This window comes from Bacillus pretiosus (genome assembly GCF_052947655.1).
In genome coordinates this window covers 3,143,483-3,166,957 of the sequence record NZ_CM129593.1, presented here as the reverse complement: position 1 = coordinate 3,166,957, position 23,475 = coordinate 3,143,483, and the positions used below count along the sequence as shown (strand labels likewise).

Annotated in this window: 17 protein-coding genes; 10 read left to right on the top strand and 7 right to left on the bottom strand. The window is 34.1% G+C overall.

Annotation, left to right across the window (positions count from 1 at the left end; translation table 11 throughout):
• Positions 1-147: 147 nt before the first annotated feature.
• A complete protein-coding gene (locus ACU8YW_RS16180; protein ID WP_088064006.1) occupies positions 148-729 on the top strand; it encodes a TetR/AcrR family transcriptional regulator in 582 nt (193 codons plus the stop codon).
• Positions 730-810: 81 nt separating this feature from the next.
• Here the strand turns inward: ACU8YW_RS16180 and ACU8YW_RS16175 are convergent, their stop codons facing one another.
• From ACU8YW_RS16175 to ACU8YW_RS16165, 3 genes are read right to left on the bottom strand one after another with little or no spacing between them, the layout of a single operon-like run.
• Positions 811-1,257, bottom strand: a complete 447-nt coding sequence (locus ACU8YW_RS16175) for a DUF7832 domain-containing protein (RefSeq protein WP_063220963.1) — start codon at positions 1,255-1,257, stop codon at positions 811-813.
• Between the two features lie 26 nt (positions 1,258-1,283).
• Entirely contained in the window at positions 1,284-1,586 is a 303-nt protein-coding gene (locus ACU8YW_RS16170) for a contact-dependent growth inhibition system immunity protein (RefSeq protein ID WP_088064482.1), read from the bottom strand.
• 49 nt (positions 1,587-1,635) lie between these two features.
• A complete protein-coding gene (locus ACU8YW_RS16165; protein WP_063220964.1) occupies positions 1,636-2,115 on the bottom strand; it encodes a hypothetical protein in 480 nt (159 codons plus the stop codon).
• A 448-nt stretch (positions 2,116-2,563) separates the two neighbouring features.
• Here ACU8YW_RS16165 and ACU8YW_RS16160 point away from each other — a divergent pair, with 448 nt between their 5' ends.
• From ACU8YW_RS16160 to ACU8YW_RS16150, 3 genes are all read left to right on the top strand, one after another.
• Positions 2,564-4,345, top strand: coding sequence for an S-layer homology domain-containing protein (locus tag ACU8YW_RS16160; RefSeq protein WP_088064005.1), 1,782 nt, complete (start codon positions 2,564-2,566; stop codon positions 4,343-4,345).
• Positions 4,346-4,669: 324 nt separating this feature from the next.
• On the top strand, positions 4,670-5,416 hold the full coding sequence (locus tag ACU8YW_RS16155) for a DnaD domain-containing protein (protein WP_088064004.1): 747 nt from the start codon (positions 4,670-4,672) through the stop codon (positions 5,414-5,416).
• A gap of 79 nt (positions 5,417-5,495) precedes the next feature.
• Positions 5,496-7,886 (top strand): penicillin acylase family protein, encoded by a 2,391-nt coding sequence (locus tag ACU8YW_RS16150; protein WP_088609321.1) that lies wholly within the window; start codon positions 5,496-5,498, stop codon positions 7,884-7,886.
• Between the two features lie 223 nt (positions 7,887-8,109).
• On the opposite strand, the gene ACU8YW_RS16145 is transcribed toward ACU8YW_RS16150, so the two are convergent.
• The 3 genes from ACU8YW_RS16145 to ACU8YW_RS16135 all read right to left on the bottom strand — a co-directional run bounded on the left by ACU8YW_RS16145 (position 8,110) and on the right by ACU8YW_RS16135 (position 12,270).
• Positions 8,110-9,897, bottom strand: a complete 1,788-nt coding sequence (locus tag ACU8YW_RS16145; RefSeq protein WP_446893972.1) for a response regulator — start codon at positions 9,895-9,897, stop codon at positions 8,110-8,112.
• A 114-nt stretch (positions 9,898-10,011) separates the two neighbouring features.
• On the bottom strand, positions 10,012-10,590 hold the full coding sequence (locus ACU8YW_RS16140) for a sensor domain-containing protein (protein ID WP_098134406.1): 579 nt from the start codon (positions 10,588-10,590) through the stop codon (positions 10,012-10,014).
• Between the two features lie 354 nt (positions 10,591-10,944).
• A complete protein-coding gene (locus ACU8YW_RS16135; protein WP_097907658.1) occupies positions 10,945-12,270 on the bottom strand; it encodes an erythromycin esterase family protein in 1,326 nt (441 codons plus the stop codon).
• A 359-nt stretch (positions 12,271-12,629) separates the two neighbouring features.
• Here ACU8YW_RS16135 and ACU8YW_RS16130 point away from each other — a divergent pair, with 359 nt between their 5' ends.
• A complete protein-coding gene (locus ACU8YW_RS16130) occupies positions 12,630-13,511 on the top strand; it encodes a CPBP family intramembrane glutamic endopeptidase (protein WP_098134408.1) in 882 nt (293 codons plus the stop codon).
• Between the two features lie 744 nt (positions 13,512-14,255).
• Here the strand turns inward: ACU8YW_RS16130 and ACU8YW_RS16125 are convergent.
• On the bottom strand, positions 14,256-14,432 hold the full coding sequence (locus ACU8YW_RS16125) for a SpaA isopeptide-forming pilin-related protein (protein ID WP_179211924.1): 177 nt from the start codon (positions 14,430-14,432) through the stop codon (positions 14,256-14,258).
• 752 nt (positions 14,433-15,184) lie between these two features.
• On the opposite strand from ACU8YW_RS16125, the gene ACU8YW_RS16120 reads away from it, so the two are divergent.
• The 5 genes from ACU8YW_RS16120 to hblB all read left to right on the top strand — a co-directional run bounded on the left by ACU8YW_RS16120 (position 15,185) and on the right by hblB (position 23,258).
• Entirely contained in the window at positions 15,185-16,414 is a 1,230-nt protein-coding gene (locus tag ACU8YW_RS16120) for a helix-turn-helix domain-containing protein (protein WP_088063998.1), read from the top strand.
• A 1,355-nt stretch (positions 16,415-17,769) separates the two neighbouring features.
• Positions 17,770-19,089: a hemolytic enterotoxin HBL lytic component L2 gene (hblC, locus tag ACU8YW_RS16115; protein WP_426934007.1), complete on the top strand. Its 1,320-nt coding sequence runs from the start codon at positions 17,770-17,772 to the stop codon at positions 19,087-19,089.
• A 61-nt stretch (positions 19,090-19,150) separates the two neighbouring features.
• Entirely contained in the window at positions 19,151-20,371 is a 1,221-nt protein-coding gene (gene hblD / locus ACU8YW_RS16110) for a hemolytic enterotoxin HBL lytic component L1 (RefSeq protein ID WP_426934006.1), read from the top strand.
• Positions 20,372-20,407: 36 nt separating this feature from the next.
• On the top strand, positions 20,408-21,535 hold the full coding sequence (hblA, locus tag ACU8YW_RS16105) for a hemolysin BL binding component B (protein WP_000591974.1): 1,128 nt from the start codon (positions 20,408-20,410) through the stop codon (positions 21,533-21,535).
• 325 nt (positions 21,536-21,860) lie between these two features.
• Complete coding sequence (gene hblB, locus ACU8YW_RS16100) at positions 21,861-23,258, top strand: hemolysin BL regulatory component HblB (protein ID WP_446893971.1); 1,398 nt, start codon at positions 21,861-21,863, stop codon at positions 23,256-23,258.
• Positions 23,259-23,475: the final 217 nt, after the last annotated feature.

Here is a 23,475-nt window from a genome sequence, read left to right as displayed (position 1 = left end):
GAAACATATATGTCAAGTTTATTTTGAGTTAATTATAATTTTTTTGACATGTCGTTTATAATCTAATACGATATATAACATACTGATTGGTACATAAATGACGATGTGTAATCTTAATAACTAGATATAGAAAGGATATGGTTTTAAATGGCACGACTACGCGAATTTGATGAAGAAAAAGCTTTGGATGCTGCTATGCAACTTTTTTGGGAGAAGGGATACGCAGCTACTTCATTAAGCGATTTAACTGCAAAAATGGAAATACAAAAGCCGAGTTTATATTCAGCCTTTGGTGATAAAGAGGGTTTATTTGAAGCGGCATTAAGGAGATACACAAATTTACATGCGGCTAATATACGAACAAAACTTCAAAACGAACAATCTGTAAAAGGAGCAATTCGGACGTTTTTTGAAAATATGGTGGAAGAGGAATATAAAAAAGAGTTCAGTAAAGGTTGTTTTTGTATTAACACAATGGTTGAACTTGCTCCTCATAATGAAAAATTTGAAGTACTGACTAGAGAACATCAAATGTATCTTGCAGTTATTTTTCAAGAATTAATTACGAAGGGAATACGATCAGGTGAACTGCAAAGTGATTTGAACGCTAAAGCATTAGCGCAAACATTAGTCACGTCCTTAATTGGATTAACAGTGTTAATGAAATCACGTCCAGAACGTTCCGTTATAGAAAATTCGATATCGATAATAGTATCGTTAGTAAAATGATCTTTGGGCGAGGTGTTAATCAGCAAATTAGATATTAAGAAAGTCGATTCCTTATTAAAATAAGAAATCGACTTATTATAATTATTTATTTTGTAAGTTGTCTTTCCAAAAATTATAGCTATTATCAATAACGTTTTTTAATTTGAAATAGTTTTCCCAAGTATCTTGCACATGGTAGAGAGTTTCGCCTTCGTCTATAAAAACATCACTGTAATCATTTATATATTTCCAGTCCTCGTCATGGTTAAAGTAGTACTTTGCGAATTGGTTGCCCTCATCATTTAACATGTCGTCTGCTAAAACGCCATCCCAGTTCATATAAATTTCTGTGCCAGTCATTTGTTTAAGTTTAAACTGATTAATTTCGTCTTGAGACTCTTCTTCAAATTCTTCACTAAATAAATTATGTTCAAGTATCCATCCTAAAAACATACCAGTATGTACAAAAGCTTGATCAATTGGTAAGTCCTCAGGGAAATCACCTTGATAATGGTACTTCGCTTTATCATAAACGATCGTATTTAACAATTAGGTCATCCCCTTTAATGTATAATCTAATAAACTTGTATGGTTTGTTTTAATATTTCAACTATGTTTTCAAGCCATTCTACCGGTGTGATTTCTAGCCCTTCAAAATATATCCCATCTGCTGAATATCGAATGTACGCTTGTTTTTCTTCAATGCTATAATCATTTTTTAGAAATTTAGATAGAAAAACAATAGAGTCTTGTAAATATTCCTTGTGTGCCTCTTCTAATAATTCTTTAAGTGCTTCTTCGTAGAAAGTATCTTGATGGAAAGTGCCAGCTAGAAATTGGAAAACTTCATCATCTTCCATATTTTCTATTCGTAGCATACTCATACTCATCCTCCTTGTTTCGTATGTAGTGATATTTCACAATTAATTAATCTAGAATAATTAATTGTGAAAATAAACTTTCTATGTCTTTAGCATCTTTCTTGAAAAATTTAAGTATGCGTGCCATAACGTAGTAATTTTCCCCGCCACGCTCTGATACTAGAACATTCTTTTCGTTTTCTTTTGTCACTTCATTTTCTAATACAGAGTAGATGTGTTTGAAATCGCCTTTTTCAAATACTACACAACATGTTAATAATGCTATGCTGTAGTAATAGCCAATAACATCATACATAGCAAATTGATTGTTTGGCATTAAATCTAATTGGTAAGAGTGTACTGTATTGGCAACGAGTCTAGTTATTCCTTCAGATTCAATAAAAGGTTTCATACGTAAGCAGTGATTTTTATTTAGTGGTGCATGAGCAAAAGATTTTAACTTATTAACTAGTTTCTTTACAATTTTTTGGTCTTCTTCATTTAATGTATCAATATTAGTGAGTAAAATATGAGCAATTTCTTCCATATAAAAACTCCTTTCAATGTAAAAAGATGACAACTATATTATAACGAAAAATTGAAAAGCTTAGTATTTTCAAATAGGGAAATTACATTAAATCAGGATCTAATTAATAGATACATAGTATTTATGAAAAAACGTAAAGGTCCTTCTTGGTGAAGAAAATCAGTAAAAGGTATCCTAATCTATTTTTTGAGAAGTAGTAGTGTGTAAGGGGATAAGTGTTTTTGACGGCAATTGCAATTGGTTATAAAATAATGTCTGTTAAGGGATTTTATAGAAACTATCATTCACCTGCTGGGGATAAAATGAAAGCATGTATAAAAGGATGAATATACATAGGTGATGAAAAAGTTTTGTTACAAGTACATAGTAGATTCATAGTCTTTCACGAGTGAGAATAGAAAGGGAGGTTGAAGTATTTACACGAACAATGTAGATATCGATTACAGCAATGAATAAAATTATAAAAAAAAGAGTAATTGCACTATCAACAAGTTTAGTAATGTTAGGGAGTGCACCTTTAGCGATATCAGCAGAAGAGAGCAAAAACCTTCAAACGGATCAACTTCGTATCGCACAAGGGGAAGGTGGAACGAGCGGATTAAGTTATTCGAATTTCAATCTAGAAACTCCTGATCACATGCAAATTAACGAAGCAGAAGTATCAGAAAACGAGAAAATACTTCTAGAAGAATATAAGCATAAACATGATGAAACAGAAGAACTAAATAAAATGAAGGAAGCTAAAAAAGGTCAAGTAGCAGAAGATGAAGCTATTTCAAACATTGAAAAGGCATTTGAACATGTAGACGGTAAAAATGATGGCTCTACTCGTGAAATGAAGCCGGTTGAAAAGCCAAGAGCCATTCAGTATAGTGCATCGATGACTACAAAGAAATATGGAACACTTGCAGGTACTCCATTTGTAGAGTGGATTGTTCCAGCAGGAAACCCTGATATTCGCCCTGCTAATCCGATGAAAGCACGCTACATTACAATTCATGAGACTGCAAACACAGCCCGTGGTGCGAATGCTGAAAATCATGCGAAATATTTGTATAAACAAGCAACGGAAGGTACGTTCCGAACAGCTTCATGGCATTTTACTGTAGACGACAAACAAATTTATCAGCACTTACCAACAAATGAAAATGGATGGCATGCAGGAGATGGCGATGGCTCAGGAAATAGAGAGTCTATCGGTATCGAAATTTCAGTTAACCAAGATGGAGATTACAATAAAGCATTAGAGAATGCAAAGAGACTTGCAGGTTATTTAATGAACAAAGAAGGTATTAGTGCGGATCACATTTACAGGCATCAACAATGGAGCGGAAAAAACTGTCCTGATATTTTAATTTCTCGTGGGAATTGGACTGGCTTCGTACAAGGTATTCAATGGTATGCAAATGTTAATGCGCAAATTGACTCGCCTTTACAAGAAAGAGATGAGCTATTTGATTCAAATGAATATAATCCAGCTGAACCTAATATGGAGCTTGTAGTGAATGGTGACGGTATAAACGTACGTAGTGGCGTAGGACTTGAGCATCATATTGTTCGTAAAGCTTCAAACGGAGATCGTTACAAAGTGTTAGCAGTTAAAAATGGTTGGTATAAAATAGGTAATGATGAGTGGATTTTCTATAACCCAAGTTGGATTAAGATAAACTATAATGTGCCAAATAAAGAAGTGCAAAAACCAAAAGATGATATTACAGGTGGATGGTTTGAAGGGCATATTCGTAAGCTGAACAGCCTAGGAATTATGCACGGTGAAGGAAATGGTGTATTTGCGCCTTATCGTAATGTAACGAGAGCTGAGTTTGCGACATTAATCTCAAATGCTCTAAAGCTACCAGAAGGAAATAAGTCATTTGTAGATATTAACAAAGCGCATCCATCACTTCATAGCGGTATTAAACGTAGTGCAAGTGCAGGAATTATTAACGGTCGTGGCGGAGGGATTTTTGATCCTAACGCATCTATCACACGTGAAGAAGCATCTATCATGATTGACAACGCATTACAGTATAAAGGTGTTACAGGTAAATTAGTCGTATTACCATTTACAGATCAACATTTGATTACATACAAACAGCCAGTTCAGCGGTTATATAGCTTAAAGGTAGTTACAGGTGTTGGAAATAATGAGTTTAATCCTAAAGGGACAACAACTCGTGGTGAAGCAGCTGCCTTTTTAGTGAAGATGTTAGACTCTATGCAGAAATAAATGAATTGTATGTAGTAGTTTGTACTGGTACAAGAAAAAGTAATAAGGATTTTAAAGGAGCTATTCAAATGGAACAGCTCCTTTTTATATTAGCCACTATTAAGCCACTTCCAAGCCCCTCATAAGCACCTACCAAGTAATAAATCACTAAGAAAAAACAAAACAAAAACAACTACAAGAACAAAAAAGCGGGAAAAAATAAAACCGGCGTTGTAGTAGTTAAAAAAATTTGGAATTCAAATGCAAAAACAAAGCCCTCATTCCTATATGTATATTGAAGGGGTGAATTCTGCCTTTTTATGAATAAAAGGAGGAGGGAAATATATGGCGGTGTACCGTAATGTGCAGGTGAACTTTTGGCAAAATGAATTCATATTAGATTTAACGCCAGAGGAGCGTTATTTTTATATATATTTGTTAACTGGTACGAAAACAAAGCAATGTGGAATTTACGTATTACCGAAGCGTGTGGCAGAACTGGAAACAGGCTACAGTATGGAAACTGTTGAGAAGCTGTTAAATAGATTTGTTGAATACGGAAAGATTTTATACGATGCGGAAACGAAAGAGTTATACATACTAAATTGGCTACACTATAACCCTATTTTAAATACAAATGTAGAGAAGTGTGTGTTACGTGAGTTAAAGACTGTAAAAAATAAAGAGTTCATACATATGTTTTTACGTAAATGTCTTGAAGAAGAATGGAAGATTCCATTGTTATTGCAGCATTTTGGTATGCTGAAAGAAGAGGATAATAGTAGTTTACAAGAAGTTGTTGAGGAGAAGGAAGAAGAGATAGAAGAGACAGAAGAGGATACGTCGCATAGTGAAGTTTATAAGTTTTACAAACAAAATATAAGTAGTCTATCTCCATATATCGTGAAGGAATTAAAAGAGTGGATACAAAAAGCTTCAGGAGAGACAGTACTAAAGGCACTTAAAGTTGCGTTTGAACATAATAAGCGAACGTTTGCTTATGTGAAGGGGATTTTGAGGAATTGGTGTAAGAAAGGGCGGGGAGATTTCAGTGGAAGAAAGGAAGGAGAAGTCTGTTTACATGATCCATAGCATAAGAAAAGATGGATTTTTCCTATTCAAAAAGGTTCTTTCAAAATAGAAGCGAATAGTTTGAGAAAGGAGGGGTTATATGGAAGTCGTCATAAAGAAGAAACGAACTAGAGGGAAGAAAATTTTTATTTGGTCTAGTAGTATCGTTCTTTTGGTAGTTATTTGTACAGTGATTTTTTTGAACATATATACGCTTAGTTCTGTGCCAAAGATAGATGGGACGATAAAGCTAGAGGATTTACAACATGCTGTTCAAGTAAAGCGAGATAGTAAAGGGGTACCTCATATTAAAGCGGAAAATGTACATGATTTATATTTTTCGCAAGGGTATGTACAAGCGCAAGATCGTTTGTTTCAAATGGATTTAAGTAGAAGGCAAGCTTCTGGGATGTTGAGTGAAGTTGTAGGGGAAGCAGCTGTTGATCGAGATAAGTTGTTTCGAACGCTCGGTTTACGGCGAGCAGCCGAAGCATCTGTTAGTCAATATGACGGGGAAGCGAAATATGCCTTGCAGTCATTTGCTGATGGAGTGAACGCTTTTATACGTGAGGCAAAAGAAGAAAAGAAATCGCCAGTTGAGTTTACTATATTAGGCTATGAGCCTGCTGAATGGTCTATTGTTGATACGTTAACGATTGGAAAGTATATGGCGTTTGATTTAGGTGGACATTGGCACGGACAGGCGTTTCGATATTGGGCGCTGAAAAATTTGCCGAAAGAGCAAGCAAATGAGCTATTTCCTACATATCCGAAAGATGCGCCTAGATTGTTAGCTGAACTGAAAAATACAAATGTGGACGTAGCACAAAGTTTTGCAAAAACGATTATTCCGCCAGAGTTTAATGGTAGTAATAATTGGGTCATAAGCGGTGAGAAAAGTGCGTCTGGTAAGCCAATCTTAGCGGATGATCCTCATTTATCTCTTGCGACGCCTTCAATTTGGTATCAATCGCAACTCGAAATGAAAGATTTACATGTGAGTGGTGTTATTTTCGCTGGAGTACCGGGTGTTATATTAGGTCACAATGACAAAATAGCATGGGGCGTTACGAATACAGGTCCTGATGTGCAAGATTTATATATTGAGAAGCGAAATCCTAATAATGAAAATGAATTTTTGTATAACGATAAGTGGGAAAAAGCTACAGTTGTTGATGAATCTATTAAAGTAAAAGGCGGGAAAACAATTCCGTATAATGTGACGGTTACGAGGCATGGTCCAGTTATTTCAGAGTTTGCGGATAAAGTAAAAGAGAAAACAAGAACAGTATTCGCTTTGAAATGGACTGCTTTGGAGCCTTCTGCTGAATTAAAGGCTGTATTAAATATGAATAAAGCGAAAGATTGGAATGAGTTTGAAACGGCACTTCAAGATTTTCATACACCAACTCAAAACTTTGTATTTGCATCAAATGACGGCACAATTGCGTATAAAGCGAATGGAAATATACCAGTGCGTAAAAAAGGTGATGGAAGTTTGCCAGTGCCAGGGTGGACAGATGAATATGAATGGGAAGGGTATATCCCATATGATCAACTTCCAAAAGTAATAAATCCAAAACAAGGGTTTATTTCAACTGCGAATAATAAAATTGTGGATGATAATTATCCGTACCATATTAGTAATACGTGGGCACAGCCATATAGGCAAATGCGTATTCAAGAATTTTTACAAGAGAAAGAAAAGTATACGGTGAAAGATTTAGAAGAGTTACAGATGGATCAAAAAAATTTATACGGGAAAGAATTTGCCCTTATATTTTTAAAAGAGTTAAATAAAGCATCTTTAAATGAAGTAGAGAAAGAAGGCGTAAAACAATTAACAAAGTGGAATTTTTACGATAGTAAAGATGAAGCGGCACCATTAATATTCCATTTGTTAATGAAAGAGATTTCGAATACGTTATTTTCAAAAGAAATACCGAAAGATGTGATGGAGTTATTTGAAGGGAAGTCACAAGTTGTTGATGAATTGATTCGAAAAGAAGTAGCGGGAGAAAACGGCGCTTGGTTTACGAAGTACGGAGGCTTCACAAAAGTTGTGCATACATCGTACGAAAATGTAATGAAGAAACTGCAGAAGGAATATGGCCCTGATGTTGCGGAGTGGAAGTGGGGCGATTACCATCAACTGGCGTTCACACATCCAATTTCAAAATCATCTAGTATGCTAGCACTACTTGCATTTAATCGTGAAAAACCAATTCCAATCGGCGGAAGCCAAGTTACCGTTCAAGCAGCGAGTTACGGAGAAAATGGTATTGTAAATCACGGAGCTTCTTGGAGATTTGTTATTGATACAAAAGATATGTCAAACGGTTATCATATTGTAGGACCGGGACAATCGGGACATTTTAGAAGCGATTGGTACCATGATCAAATAGATGATTGGGTAAATGGAACGTATCATACGACTACATTGAATACGGAGGGGATAGAGGGGAAAGTGTTAACTTTAGAGCCGAAGTGATAATATTTCCACTGATTAAAAATTATAAATTAGAATATAACCCAGTTCTTAAATGATTTTAAAAGCCTACTATCAGTTAAGTGGATAGTAGGCTATTTTATAGGATAAGATTCAATAATTTTATTATGACAAAACAGTAAGTGTTTTAACATTTACTTATACGATAACGGGCCTTATTTACTCTGTTACAGTTGCTCATTTTTATACACCGCGAAACATTTTGTTATTCAATAATTCCAATTTCTAGAGCCTTTTGAACAGCTTCTTCTTTGTTACGGACTCCTAGCTTTGTATAAGCTGTGGAAGCATAATTTCTGACCGTACCACTCGATAAATATAACCTTGATGCTATGGTAGTGTATCGAAGGCCTTTTGCTACTAGCTGCAATATTTCTATCTCCCTAGCTGTTAGCTCATAAGCGGTTGCTTTTGATTGTGGTGTCTCTTTTTGCACATCAAACTTCTCAAATATTTTGTGAGACATTCCCTGATCAATTAGTGTCCCACCTTTGTGAATAAGACGTATCGTATTAGCTAGCTCCAACGTTTCAATAGATTTAAGTAAGAAACCATCCGCACCGTTGCGAAGCGATTCTAACGCCTGTTCGGTATCCTGAAACGTTGTAAAGATCAATACGCGGATATGTGGCCATTGTTGCTTAATCTTTTTGGTTGCTTCGACTCCATCCATGTGCTGCATATCTAAATCCATAAGTATAACATGGGGTTGAAGGCGCCCACACAAATCGATGGCTTGATTGCCATCCTCAGCCAAACCGACTACATTTAAATCTTCATATCTATCGAGTAGTGTCCTCAAACTTTCTCGAACAAATGGCTGATCGTCTACAATTAATAAACGAATAAGTCCATCTTTTATTTCAGTTTGTCGTGGTATGGTACATGTAACAAGCATTCCTTCCTCTGGCTTTGTATATACAGACAATTGACCTTGCAAGTTCATTGCCCGTTCTTTCATCGCATTCATACCGAAGCCTTCCTGCCATTCTACATTTCCTTTTCCATTATCTTGAACTTCTAATCTCGTATATTGTTGTTCAAACTGCAATGAAACTATAATTTCAGTTCCCTGTCCATGACGTACTGCATTCGTAAGGGACTCTTGTAAGCAACGAATGAAGGCTATCTTCGCTTGCCGAGACAATTCATATTCCTCTCCGAATATCCTAAAACTTACATTTACCTGAGCGTGCTCCTGAAATTCGGCTCCAAGATTTTGTAGAGATTGAATTAAGGAAGGCGATTGACACGGAGAATCCATTTGATGTAGGTAACCTCTCACGTCCTCGATGCTTTTCCGTCCCATTTCAAGCAGAGAATCTAGCCTCTGTATACCCATTTCAGTAGCAAGTTCGGTACGCAATGTTTCCATCCCCATAATAATAGAAGTATAAGCGTGACCAACTGTATCATGAAGCTCACTCGACAGTCTGTTCCGTTCTTCTGCCAGTGTAATGCGTTCAATCTGAGACATATATTGCTCAAGTACCGCGTTTTGTTTACGAATCGCTTCATTTTGCTTATGATTGACGATTAATAAATGGAAAGCGAAGCCCATTACATAAGCAAGTCCATAGTTGGTAACCATAATCCAATAGCTATTACTTGGCGCAACCGCATAGAAAATTCCAGTTGTTATAAAAACTGTTGTTGGAGCTGTCCAATAATAGGACAAATGCTGACTATTCGCAGCAATCAGAAAAACCGATATAAGAAATGTAACGTTAGCTCCCGGAAATAAAGAAGTTAAATATATACACAGTCCACCATATAGCAGTATTTCTGTGAACAAATAATATTTATAATTGAATAGTAAGGCTACCCATGGAACAGAGAAGGCAATAATTTCCCAAAGAATAATAATCCAAATTGGCAATGTTAAACTATCCTGAAAATCTAATGTGGCTATGGCGATAGAGACACTAACAAGTATACGGACTCCTAACATAATCCAATCGTACCAAAACCAATACTTAACCATATCTAACAAGTCATTTACCCCCTAAGTAGCCTACCTTTTTACTTCCTATATTATAAATTAATCCTTCATACATTGTTATACTTTTTAATTTTACACTGCAATTCTTTTACAGAAGGCAAACTTCTATTGATTTAGTTGCCGGATCATGCTACGTGTATAGCCCCCGATTTTCTTTGTTAAACCATCTACTATTCTAATACTTATGGCGGTAAATACTATACCCATAAACATTACAAAGAGTGACTTGGCAAACGTATCTATCTGTATGAATATGATATTCATTTCAATGTAGCGATACAGTAGTGGTGCTAACAGGAACATAAGTGGCATTACATAAAAAATGGTTGCACTAATGAGACTAAAAATGCCAATCGCAAATTTCTGCATTAACCAATAGACAGCAGACCAAGTGCGACGATCAGTAAGCACTAATTTCACCTGAGTCCAGTTCGATGTATCTATTGTTATACTTTTATCATAAGAGTCTGTTGAAATATCTGTATAAATTTTCGTCTGTATGCGCTCGAATTGGATAAAAGGTGTAGTAGTCTGTAGTACACGTATAACTAGTGGAATCCCAATTACCGTAAATGAAAGGGTGAAACTGAATAGCAGTGCTATTAGATAAAAACAAAAATAAAACAATCCTGTAACGAAAGTTAGCAATAAAAAATAACCATTCTGGATGAATCTTGATTTCATAAAGTTCATCGCTCCTATCTATGTAATAACCGAATTGTACTGCTTTTTTTGTCATTCTCACTAGTGTAAAAGTGTCATATGACATTTCTAAATGATGCTAAAAAGGGGAGAGTAACCTACTTCTGGTTAAAAAAGATGCTTATATTAATCTCCATAAAACAATCCCGTTCTTGCAGATGCAAGAAGGGATTGTTTTGTACTTTTATCCCGCTTTAATGGGCAGTAAGACCCCCACCTGAAAATGCAGCAAAAGCAAAGAATTTAGGTGGGGGATCAACTGCCCATAAAAGTCCGATTGGTTCAACTAATAATCAGTGGGGGATGAAGAAAATCCCCACTGATTAAAGTTTCACTTTATTTAATATGAGATGGACTTGTTTTTCGAATGTGAAAAATAATATCAAATTGCTCAAGCAATGACTTATCAAAGTATGCCAATTGGTTCGGTAAGAGTCGTGCCCCTATACTTAGTAATGGTCTTTTTGCTTTAACCCATTTCTCTGCCGGTCCTTTAAGGTGACGGTTATCCAATAAAAACATTTTATATGGTACTTTTCCGAGGGTATAATTGAAACTATTTACATCTTGTGGAATCGGATCTGTTATAATCTTATCTCCGGTGTCGTTGTATAAGGTGAAATTCCCTTCCGTAGTTGTACTGCCAATTGTGACATAATTATTGTCTAAACGTTCCTTCAAATTCTGCCCTGCAGCATAAGGGTATAATTCCTCATCGATAATTCCTTTAGCTATATGAATATTGTGTCCCCATACCATCGTTTTACCACCCAATGTCTCTTGTGCCCACATTGCATGATCGGCCAAGTATTGCTCATGTAGCTTTAACATACTTGGATAGTCGTTAGGAATTAGCATTGTTGTATATTTCTCTATTGCACTTGCCGTTGCTTTCGCCCAGATGTACTCGGGTGAAGCCATTTCTGTGTTGGCTTGCCCATTCTCATCTTTTAGTAATTGGGCTACTCTCTCAGCGTTTGCTTTGAACTTTTCTTTTATTTCAGGAGCGAGGTCCATATATTCCTTTGTACTTCCATTAAAAGCCGACAATTCTTTATAATTTTCTTCTACTTCTGCCAGCAAATCTGGTCGATGCAGCCTTACATAATCAATTACTTTATTAAAGCAACCTTGGTCCATCTCCTTTAAGTCAAGCCCAATAAATTGTATCTTTTTTTTATTGGATGGATTAGCATTATAATCTTTCATCCACTCAATCATGGCTATAATTTCATCAGTAGGATATAAATAATTTAAAAATTCCCTAGGGTTTCCTTTTCCTGTTTGGATATATTCATTTAGTTTTAAGCCGTTTCCCCAATCTTCTTCCATTGTGAAATTTGTAAAACCCATCTCAGTAACCAAATATTTCACAAGGCGAAACTTCATAGTGAAAATTTCAGAGCTTCCATGAGTAGTCTCTCCTAATCCTACATATTGTGCGCTCCCAATCATTTTCTTAAGTGGTTTTAAATCCTCAAATTTTTTTGACGGCTCTATCGTTTTTAATGGGTAAGCCTGTGATTGTATGGATTTAACTATATTTTTTTGGATTGATTGATCTGAATTTTCGACTGCTACTGTTTGAGCCTTTCCTACTTCTACACATCCTGTGACTAATAAAGCTGTACTAACCATTGCAATTATTCTTTTCTTATTCATTTTTTCCACCTCAATTGAATTATTTGTAAAAGCAAGATTGATTCATGTACTTGCACGAATCAATTGCCTTAATTCAATTGTTATCTATCCCATATCATATTTTCTAGTTACATATTGTCATAAGGTTAATTGACACAGGTCATAGACTAATCATTACACTTTTGTACTATCGGCTATGACAACTTATAAATAATAATTACATTGATGAGTCGTAAGTAAGACTAGATTATAAATTGGGGAGGGATTTTAAAGATGAATGAATTTGTATACAAAAATATTTTTATTCTAAGTTGTGTCTGTGGAAATGACAAGAAGTATATTCGATAAACAAGTGAATTATAGGGGAAGGGCGGATTACAATGATATTACACGCAAAATCGTTCCACAATAAAGATAAAATCCAACGTGCTAAAGTAGGACTTCAACTTTTTCTGAGTATCTTAATCATTACTTCAATTATCCTAAATGTAGTAGTAATAATTACGAAAAGTATGCCGCTTATTGTGGTATATATGTTTACCCCGGCAATTTCTTCTATTTTGACTCGCATAATACTGAAAGAAGGGTTTAAAGATGTATCTTTTAGTCTCGGTAACTTAAAGATATGGAAGGGGATTGGTTTTGCTCTGCTAATCCCTATGATTATTTGTGGAATTACTTATTCTATCGCCTGGTTGAGCGGAATTGCGGGGTTTCAGCATCCCGAAGGTGGTATGTTAGAACCGATCTACAATTTACTTGGGCTTCAGTATGTAACGGCACCATTCAGTTTCATTTATCTAGTAGTATTGAGCGGCATTTTCGGAAGTTTGCTTAACTTAATCCCAGTTTTGGGAGAAGAAATGGGTTGGCGAGGTTATATGCTCACAAGGCTAGTCGATGCAGAGTTTTCACGGCCTATCCTTATTAGTGGATTGATTTGGGCAACGTGGCATGTTCCAATAGTTATTGCTGGTCTATATGTAGAGGGACCATCTGTCGTTCTTTCAGTACTTGGTATCTATCTTTGTATTGTACCATTTGGTTATATTACAGCTTATTTACGACTTATCACAGGTAGCGTTTGGCCTTCGGTTATCATCCATACTACTTGGAATGCCATTATTCAAGGACCTTTCGCACGTGCAAGTACAGGGTATCAAACTGAGATTTGGATTGGAGAATCTGGCTTGATAACCGCTATTATTATCTTGATTACGGCAATAATTGTGTCTCGGATAATAAGATTTACTAAATATTGATTTTTCACATAAATTTTTAAAAAATGATTGTTAATCAGAAAAAACGGACTCTCAGATTGCTTTTTAAGGGTTTTTAGCGGTCGTGTGAATGTCATATGTATCGATAAGGATTAAATTTCACACGATTGAAAACAGGGTGTTTAAACGTTATTTTGTTTTTATTCGTAATTTTAAATCTGAAATACTGAAGCCAATGTAATACAATTTCATTGGCTTCAGTATTTTGATTCTTAACTAAAAATAGAGTGGAAAATTAAGGGTGTCATATATATTAATTAAAAGTAGCATACAAAGAATGCTTAAGTGACATTTCTTTTGTTATAGAATAAACAAATCCTGATATTGCAGTAACTATTATTTTGAGGTCAATTTACTGTGAAATAAGTGTCTAATGTCTACTATTAATTTGGATCTATGTGACTGCACCTCTTAATTAGAGGTGTTGTTTTTGTTAAGTAATAGCCATTGTACTTAGAAAATAAATAATATGTTTATGTGATGGAGTAATAAAGCTAGGTAGCATAAAGATTGATACTACAAAGATTAACAACATATAAAAAAAATATTTATATGTTGTGTCACCGCTGCTATCCCTAATAATTTTTGAATCTATTTATTTCTTCCGCTTTTGCGGAAACTAAAACTAATGTTGCGACCAGTAATATAGTGCCAATTAGATAAAAATAGTTGGCACTATATCGTCAGTATTTTTAATATTCCATTCGCTTTTTGTGTTTTCTATTTTTATTTTTGTACTGATGATAAGACCTTTCCCTCAATTAGATCTTTAAATAACGTAGACCTATTTGGTGCTTGAATTTCTTCCAACGTGAATTTTCCGAAGTACAGTGGTTCAGAAATAGCTTTATCATTTTCATCTGCTGTTAAATTTTCGACTTCTTTATTATCTTTGTCAAAAATTTGGAATACAGCAGTTTATCAGTTTTATATTCGAATTTGCAGCATCCACTTTTTTAATCTCAGTTTGTCCAAGTGATTGAATTTTTGGCTGTTAGTTCTTACGGTGATACAGTATCTCCTTGGACTTTCACTGTATTTTTAATCTTTTTTCCAGCTTGTCCCTCGCATGGAGTACCATTGTATGCCACTCTGTATGTGTCACATCCCAAAATTCTTCGTTTTCTTTTCCTACATTAAATTTACTTTTGTCTGTATCGAATTGTATCTGTCACTGTTTAGCCTACTATTTGTAATGTACCTGGGGCATATTCTAGTTCGTCTGGCAATGTATCCGCAAAGGCTAGATTTTTCGCAGGATTAGCAAGAAGCTATTACTTACTAGAGTTGTATACTCCAATCATCCCTTGTTTCTGTATTTTGTAGGTTCTTCACTGTTTTCCCAAGTTCTATGATTAGATCTTGGAGAATTAAGAAACGACCTCAGCTCATTTCATTGTCGTTTAGAAAATTATAAGAAAAGAATCTATTTCTTTCACACTTTTCCTAACTACTCTGATATTTAGATGCTACTTACAAATAAATAATATATGATTTTCATAAAAAAAATATAGTAATATTTTGTCGTGAATTGTACTAATTTGATATTTTATAGTAATATTTTGTCGTGAGTTATACCTGACGGAAAATAATTTATGAACCTATACAGGAACGATGTAAAAATTTATCAGTAATCTAATTAAGAGGAGAAGGTAATGAATAATTCAATCGATATACAACACTTGTGTGATCTCGCACATAAAGCCTTTAATGTACCTGTTCACATTTTATCCACAGACAAAAAAATCTTATATCATTCTAATTCTGAGGATATTTGTAGTCCTTTTTATTCTTCTAAAGAAGAATATCTTAGTGACATTTATCAAGAAAATGATCCCTATAATTTGCCCCTTTTCAGATGTAACAGTTATCTTGAAAATTTCATCCTAATTCATATAGAAAATCATGATTATATAAAAGGGACTATAATAATTGGCCCCACTATACATCCAAAGGGATCGGATGATGTAACCTTTAAACTTCGAAAAGAATTTAACTCAAATGATAATATTCAAGAAAGACTAACCTATTTTCAATCCCTACCTGAGGTTAAAAAAACTTCTTTAATTGATATGGGAATTTTATTGCATTACATGATTTTCAATGAAAAGTTAGATGTTGATATTGTGGTAGAAAAAAATAAAGTGTTAGAGGAAGTTCCCTATAAAATTGTGAAACCTGATCTATATATTTTAAAACGTCAACAAAATAAACCAAAAACTCACAACATGGCATTAGTACATAATTATTTTTCAGCAATCAAAGAGGGAAATAAAAAGAAGTTGTTGCAATATATGTATGCAGTTTCGCAGGAAGATACGGAATTAATTTTAACAGCGGATCCACTCAGAAACCAAAAAAACCATGGGATTATTGCGATTACTTTAGCAACTCGATATGCGATAGAAGGTAATCTCCCACCAGACATTGCTTTTGCTCTTAGTATTTTGTATATCCAAACCATGGAACAACTAGAGAACGTGGACTCTGTAAGGCGATTGTCAGGAGATGCCTTACGTACTTTTGCAGATCGAGTGAAAGAATTCAATGCGCAAAAATTTTCAAATGCGGTTACTACATGTATGAACCATATTAGTAAAAATGTTTACGATGGAATATCTCTCAATGAACTCGCTAATCATTTGGATATTACGCCTACTTATTTATCTAAATTATTTAAAAAAGAAGTGGGAATTCCTTTAAGTGAATTTATTCAAAGGGAACGAGTGGAAGAAGCAAAAAAATTATTAACACTCACTACATATCCACTATCAGATATTTGTGCTTGGCTTAATTTTAACGACCAAAGTTATTTTACAAGGGTTTTTAAAAAATCAACTAACATGACACCTAGACAGTATCGTGAAAAATATACCGTAATATAAGCTTAGTATCAGTTTCTTGTGAAAAAACTTTAATATACGCGCAAGTAACTCTAAAACTTGAGCATACTGTTTCTTTTACTCTAGAAAGGGTATGTGATTGATCTAGAAAAGGAATATGTATTCAAATAGATCTTGAAGAGTCCATGAAACATTTAGTGAAGCCAAAGGACAAGGGTAAGATTTATAACATGTTGTTAATTTTAAAGAGTACACTATCCATTATTTTTCTAAGGAGATAAAAAAACAGAAGGCTGCAAAGGTTCTTCTCGAGAAAGCTTTGCGGCTTTTTTTATATTTTAAAACCCATAGTTATAACGAGGAATAAGTTTATAGATTAATATCTTCATGTTAAGTATTTAATAATAGTGATATTAGGGACTATTACATAAAGTTTAATAATATAACATATATCACTTGATATATCTATATTATATGCAATTATACATAACCAAATAAAAGGAAAAAAGTATAAAAAAACCTATTAAATTATTCTATAAGTATTTTTTTTAAAATAAAATTGCTTGGTTGAGCTAAAATGGTTATTTACTAACCGTATACACTTTAATTTGTAATCATTACAATTACAGAGCTGTAATTCCTAATTAATTATATTGGTATAATTAATTAGACTCGTATTTTTACTTAATAGTTAAATTATCGAGCTCAATCGACAAAATTTTGCTATTTACGCATTGGAAATTTAATGTTTTAATGAACAACATAACTGGTATGACCACACAGAAGGGAGAAGAGCAAGCTAATAGAGATAGAGGTTATTAAATTTGCAAGTAACATTATGTTGTGGATAATTTTCTTAATAATCAGTTTATTTTTAAGGTATTTAGAATCTCAAAAGTAGTATTTTTGTAAAAATGGGTTTTAAGTTTCTACATAGCAAAAGTGAATTTATTCCGCAATAAAAGTATAAGCAATGTACAGTATAATTTCATCTTTTGTAGTCTTGTAAGGCTATTGCTGACAAAACTAAAAACCATATTATGAAATTGATATTAAAAAAAGGTCATGACAGGATTAACTCTAGAAGCAATGGTTATCTATCTTCACGGATCTGTAAGTTAAACAGCAGCTCTAAGGGGGAAATAATATTTTACTACTCATTGGGCAGCTAATTCAAATATAGCTGATGAATTTTTATCGTTTACTATTTGAAAAATAGAGTATCTAAATGAGAGGGAAGTAAAATCCTTAGATCCTCTTAGAAGTAAATAATAACGATAACACCCTATCCGAAAGACTTCCCATTCCCCATGCGTGTGCAAGGAGAGAGCCTAGCGCTAGGGCGTACAAGTTATATGAATCAAGTTATAAAAAACAATGGTAAAGGAGTGTACGGAATGAAAAATAAAATAATGACAGGATTTTTAATAACATCCATTGTAACGGGAGCAACTATTCCTATCAATACTCTCGCAGCACCAATCGTTCAAGCAGAAAATCAACAGGAAAGCATGGATATTTCTTCATCATTACGAAAATTAGGTGCGCAATCTAAATTAATCCAAACGTATATTGATCAATCTTTAATGAGTCCTAATGTACAGCTAGAGGAAGTCCCAGCTTTAAATAACAATCAATTCCTAATCAAACAAGATATGAAGGAATGGTCATCGGAACTCTATCCACAGTTAATTCTATTAAATTCAAAAAGTAAAGGATTTGTAACGAAATTTAATAGCTATTACCCGACATTAAAATCGTATGTAGACAATAAAGAAGATAGAGAAGGGTTTTCGGATAGACTTGAAGTTCTTCAAGAAATGGCTATGACGAATCAAGAAAATGCGCAACGACAAATTAATGAATTAACAGATCTTAAATTACAGCTTGATAAAAAATTAAAAGATTTCGATACTAATGTGACAACTGCGCAAGGCATATTAGGTACAGATGGAACAGGAAAAATAGATCAGTTAAAAAATGAAATATTAAATACCAAAAAAGCAATTCAAAATGATTTACAACAAATTGCATTAATACCAGGAGCTTTAAATGAGCAGGGATTTGCTATATTCAAAGAAGTTTATAGTCTTTCAAAAGAAATTATTGAACCGGCTGCTCAAGCAGGGATGGCAGCGTATAACAAAGGAAAAGAAATTAACAACTCTATTCTAGAAGCGGAGAAAAAAGCGGCGCAAGAAGCGACAGAGCAAGGTAAAACTGCTCTAGAGATTGAATCGGCCAAAAAAGCAGCTCGTGAAGCAATTGAGAAAAGCAAACAAGGTGAAATAGCTGCAGCTGCAGCCGCAAAAACGCAAGAATATGACCTGATGAAAGCCATTGATACTGAAAAGATTAAGAAAACATTTGGTGTCTTCGCAGAAGTAAATAAACTAACAGCAGAGCAGCGAGCATATTTAGATGACTTAGAGAAACAAAACCAAAAAATATATGATTTAACAACGAAACTATCAATAGCAGATTTACAAAAATCAATGCTTCTTATTTCACAAAATGATTTGCATACGTTTGCAAATCAAGTAGATGTAGAACTTGACCTACTAAAGCGCTATAAAGAAGATTTGGATCTAATAAAAAATAACATTACAAAATTATCTACTAATGTTGATGCAACTAACGAGCAGTCTCAAAAAGATACATTAAGACAATTAAAAAATGTAATAAGTTACCTTGAAGAACAGGTATATAAATTTTGATATTACGTTTTTGAAAAAACTATAAAGATTATAAGAATCTAGCGAAAGAAGGAGAATAGTTATGAAAAAATTCCCATTCAAAGTGCTAACTTTAGCCACTCTGGCAACGGTTATAACTGCTACTACTGGTAACACTATTCATGCATTTGCACAAGAAACGACCGCTCAAGAACAAAAAGTAGGCAATTATGCTTTAGGTCCCGAGGGACTGAAGAAAGCATTGGCTGAAACAGGGTCTCATATTCTTGTAATGGATTTGTACGCAAAAACAATGATTAAGCAACCGAATGTAAATTTATCTAATATCGATTTAGAATCAGAAGGAGGGGAGTTGCTCAAAAATATTCACCTTAATCAAGAACTGTCACGAATCAATGCGAATTATTGGTTAGATAAAGCGAAGCCACAGATTCAAAAAACAGCTCGTAATATTGTAAATTACGATGAACAATTTCAAAATTATTACGACACTTTAGTAGATACTGTACAAAAGAAAGATAAGGCAGGTCTAAAAGAGGGCATAAGTGATTTAATTACTACAATTAATACAAATTCAAAAGAGGTTACAGATGTAATTAAGATGCTACAAGACTTCAAAGGGAAACTATATCAAAATTCTACAGATTTTAAAAATAATGTTGGTGGTCCAGATGGCAAAGGTGGATTAACTGCAATATTAGCAGGTCAACAGGCAACGATTCCGCAACTTCAAGCTGAAATTGAGCAACTTCGTTCTACTCAGAAAAAACATTTTGATGATGTATTAGCATGGTCAATTGGTGGTGGATTGGGAGCAGCTATTTTAGTTATTGCAGCTATTGGAGGAGCAGTTGTAATTGTTGTAACTGGTGGTACAGCAACACCAGCTGTTGTTGGTGGACTTTCAGCTCTTGGAGCAGCTGGTATCGGTCTAGGAACTGCGGCGGGTGTCACGGCATCTAAGCATATGGACTCCTATAACGAAATTTCTAACAAAATCGGAGAATTAAGTATGAAAGCAGATCGTGCTAATCAAGCAGTTCTTTCGCTTACTAACGCGAAAGAAACATTGGCATATCTATATCAGACTGTAGATCAAGCGATCTTGTCTCTAACAAATATTCAAAAGCAATGGAATACAATGGGCGCAAATTATACAGATTTACTGGATAATATCGATTCTATGCAAGACCACAAATTCTCTTTAATACCGGATGATTTAAAAGCTGCTAAAGAAAGTTGGAATGATATTCATAAAGATGCAGAATTCATTTCAAAAGATATTGCTTTTAAACAGGAATAGAACTGAAAATTAAAACCTAAATTGGAGGAAAATGAAATGATAAAAAAAATCCCTTACAAATTACTCGCTGTATCGACGTTATTAACTATTACAACCGCTAATGTAGTTTCACCAGTAACAACTTTTGCAAGTGAAATTGAACAAACGAACAATGGAGATACGGCTCTTTCTGCAAATGAAGCGAGAATGAAAGAGACCTTGCAAAAGGCCGGTTTATTTGCAAAATCTATGAATGCCTATTCTTATATGTTAATTAAAAATCCAGATGTGAACTTTGAAGGAATTACTATTAATGGATATGTGGATTTACCTGGTAGAATTGTACAAGATCAAAAGAATGCAAGAGCACATGCTGTTACTTGGGATACAAAAGTAAAAAAACAGCTTTTAGATACATTGACTGGTATTGTTGAATATGATACAACATTTGATAATTATTATGAAACAATGGTAGAGGCGATTAATACAGGGGATGGAGAAACTTTAAAAGAAGGGATTACAGATTTACGAGGTGAAATTCAACAAAATCAAAAGGTTGCACAACAACTAATAGAAGAATTAACTAAATTAAGAGACTCTATTGGACAAGATGTTAGAGCATTTGGAAGCAATAAAGATCTCTTGCAGTCGATTTTAAAAAACCAAGGTGCAGATGTTGAAGCCGATCAAAAGCGTCTAGAAGAAGTATTAGGATCAGTAAACTATTATAAACAATTAGAATCTGATGGGTTTAATGTAATGAAGGGTGCTATTTTGGGTCTACCGATAATTGGCGGTATTATAGTGGGAGTAGCAAGAGATAATTTAGGTAAGTTAGAGCCTTTATTAGCAGAATTACGTCAGACCGTGGATTATAAAGTAACATTAAATCGCGTAGTTGGAGTTGCTTATAGTAATATTAATGAAATGCACAAGGCACTAGATGATGCTATTAACGCTCTTACTTATATGTCCACGCAGTGGCATGATTTAGATTCTCAATATTCGGGCGTTCTAGGGCATATTGAGAATGCAGCTCAAAAAGCGGATCAAAATAAATTTAAATTCTTAAAACCTAATTTAAATGCAGCGAAAGACAGTTGGAAAACATTAAGAACAGATGCTGTTACATTAAAAGAAGGGATAAAGGAATTAAAAGTGGAAACTGTTACTCCACAAAAATAGGGAAATATTAATTCTGTTGCAAAGTGAACCATAACATAGAGAGTCTATGATTACACTGTTAAACAGTAAAGCGATAATTAATAAATCCTTATATATTAAAAAGGCGGAGTCTCATTAAAGACTTCGCCTTTCACTTATATATAAGTTTTATCCAAATAAAAAGATAGCCATGTAGTTTACTTGTTTTTAAAAATTTGTAACAGAATCGATTAATAGGGGACAGTTTATATAGATTCGCTTAATAATATCGAATCTATGCAACTACATCGTCTTTTAATAAGAATAGGACTTGAAATCATACTCTATACAGGAGGAATAAGAAAAGATGAAAAAAAAAACTTATAAAATACTGGCTGTATCAGCATTTTTAATTATGACAACTACCTATGCAGTCACACCAGTAGCAACCTTTGCAATTGAAACTGAACAAACGAACACTGGAGATATGTCTCTTTCAGCAAATGAAGAAAAGATGAAAAAAACTGTACAAGATGCTGGGTTATTTGCAAAAGCTATGAATGAATATTCTTATTTGCTAATTAATAATCCGGATGTGAGTTTTGAAGGAATTTCTATTAATGGGTATGCAGATTTACCTAGTAAAATTGTACAGGATCAAAAGAATGCAAGAGCACATGCTGTTACATGGAATACAAAAGTAAAAAAACAGCTTTTAGATACATTGACCGGCATTATTGAATACGATACAAAGTTTGAAAATTATTATGAAACATTAGTAGAGGCGATCAACAATGGAAATGGGGATACTTTAAAAAAGGGGATTACTGATTTAAGGGGGGGAATTCAACGAAACCAGAAGTCTGCAAAAGCATTAATAGAAGAATTAACTAAATTTAAAAACGCTATTGGAGAAGATGTTAGAGTATTTGGAAGCCATAAAGAGACCTTGCAATCGATTTTAAAAAACCAAGGAGCTGATGTGGAGACTGATCAAAAGCGTTTAGATGAAGTTTTAGGACAAGTAAACTATTATAAGAAATTAGAATCTGATGGATTAATAATGGTGAAAATACCTTTTATCCCCACGCTTATTTCTGGTGGCATAATGATAGGTACTGCTAGAGATAATTTAGGTCGATTAGAGCCTGCTTTAGCAGAATTACGTAAAACTGTTGATTATAAAATTACATTAAATCGTGTAGTCGGAGTTGCATTTCATAATATTAGTGATATGCATAGTACGATTGATAGTGCTATTACTGCTCTTACTTATATGTCCACACAATGGGATGATTTAGACTCTCAATATTCGGGCGTACTGGGGCATATTGATAAAGCTGATGAAAAAGCTGATCAAAATAGATATAAATTTTTAAAGCCTAACTTGAATTCAGCTAAAGATAGTTGGAAAACATTAAGAACAGATGTTGTCACATTACTAGAAGGCATAAAAATTGCAGAGAAGAAAGAACAGGATTTTATGAATCTACTTCGTCCATCAAACGTTTTTTACTTTTATAAAAAAATCCATAACGCATACACTTTTGAAATAAAGACTGGAACAAATGCACCAAATGCGTCTTATAAAGTTATGAATTTAACTAAAAACACTGTTCATCATATGTGGAGTGGAGGTGCTAATACAAGCATGTGGGCTGACTGGCTTTCATTCAATCCAAATGATGAATTTGCGGTGGTAGCAGTAGTGGATGGGAAAGAATATGTTGTGTATAAAGACAAAGTAGAAAATATAATGAACTGAACCCAAAAAATGCATTAATTGGGGATGGTACACATCGCTATCAAGCTAAGAAAAACAAATACCCCCAGAACGAAATTTTGTGCTAACTTTTAACAGAAAAGCTCATTTTTTCGTTTTGGGGTGAATCTATTTTCTTAAGTTGATGGGCATGGGGGGTATCTCAAAATCTTAGCTTGATGGGCATGTGGCGGTACCCCACATCCATCAACTTAAGGAT

Coding starts and splice junctions, on each gene's coding strand:
- ACU8YW_RS16180 (WP_088064006.1), top strand. CDS start 148: ATGGCACGACTACGCGAATTTGATGAAGAAAAAGCTTTGGATGCTGCT.
- ACU8YW_RS16170 (WP_088064482.1), bottom strand. CDS start 1,586: ATGCTACGAATAGAAAATATGGAAGATGATGAAGTTTTCCAATTTCTA.
- ACU8YW_RS16165 (WP_063220964.1), bottom strand. CDS start 2,115: ATGGAAGAAATTGCTCATATTTTACTCACTAATATTGATACATTAAAT.
- ACU8YW_RS16160 (WP_088064005.1), top strand. CDS start 2,564: ATGAATAAAATTATAAAAAAAAGAGTAATTGCACTATCAACAAGTTTA.
- ACU8YW_RS16155 (WP_088064004.1), top strand. CDS start 4,670: ATGGCGGTGTACCGTAATGTGCAGGTGAACTTTTGGCAAAATGAATTC.
- ACU8YW_RS16150 (WP_088609321.1), top strand. CDS start 5,496: ATGGAAGTCGTCATAAAGAAGAAACGAACTAGAGGGAAGAAAATTTTT.
- ACU8YW_RS16140 (WP_098134406.1), bottom strand. CDS start 10,590: ATGAAATCAAGATTCATCCAGAATGGTTATTTTTTATTGCTAACTTTC.
- ACU8YW_RS16135 (WP_097907658.1), bottom strand. CDS start 12,270: ATGAATAAGAAAAGAATAATTGCAATGGTTAGTACAGCTTTATTAGTC.
- ACU8YW_RS16130 (WP_098134408.1), top strand. CDS start 12,630: ATGATATTACACGCAAAATCGTTCCACAATAAAGATAAAATCCAACGT.
- ACU8YW_RS16120 (WP_088063998.1), top strand. CDS start 15,185: ATGAATAATTCAATCGATATACAACACTTGTGTGATCTCGCACATAAA.
- hblC (WP_426934007.1), top strand. CDS start 17,770: ATGAAAAATAAAATAATGACAGGATTTTTAATAACATCCATTGTAACG.
- hblD (WP_426934006.1), top strand. CDS start 19,151: ATGAAAAAATTCCCATTCAAAGTGCTAACTTTAGCCACTCTGGCAACG.
- hblA (WP_000591974.1), top strand. CDS start 20,408: ATGATAAAAAAAATCCCTTACAAATTACTCGCTGTATCGACGTTATTA.
- hblB (WP_446893971.1), top strand. CDS start 21,861: ATGAAAAAAAAAACTTATAAAATACTGGCTGTATCAGCATTTTTAATT.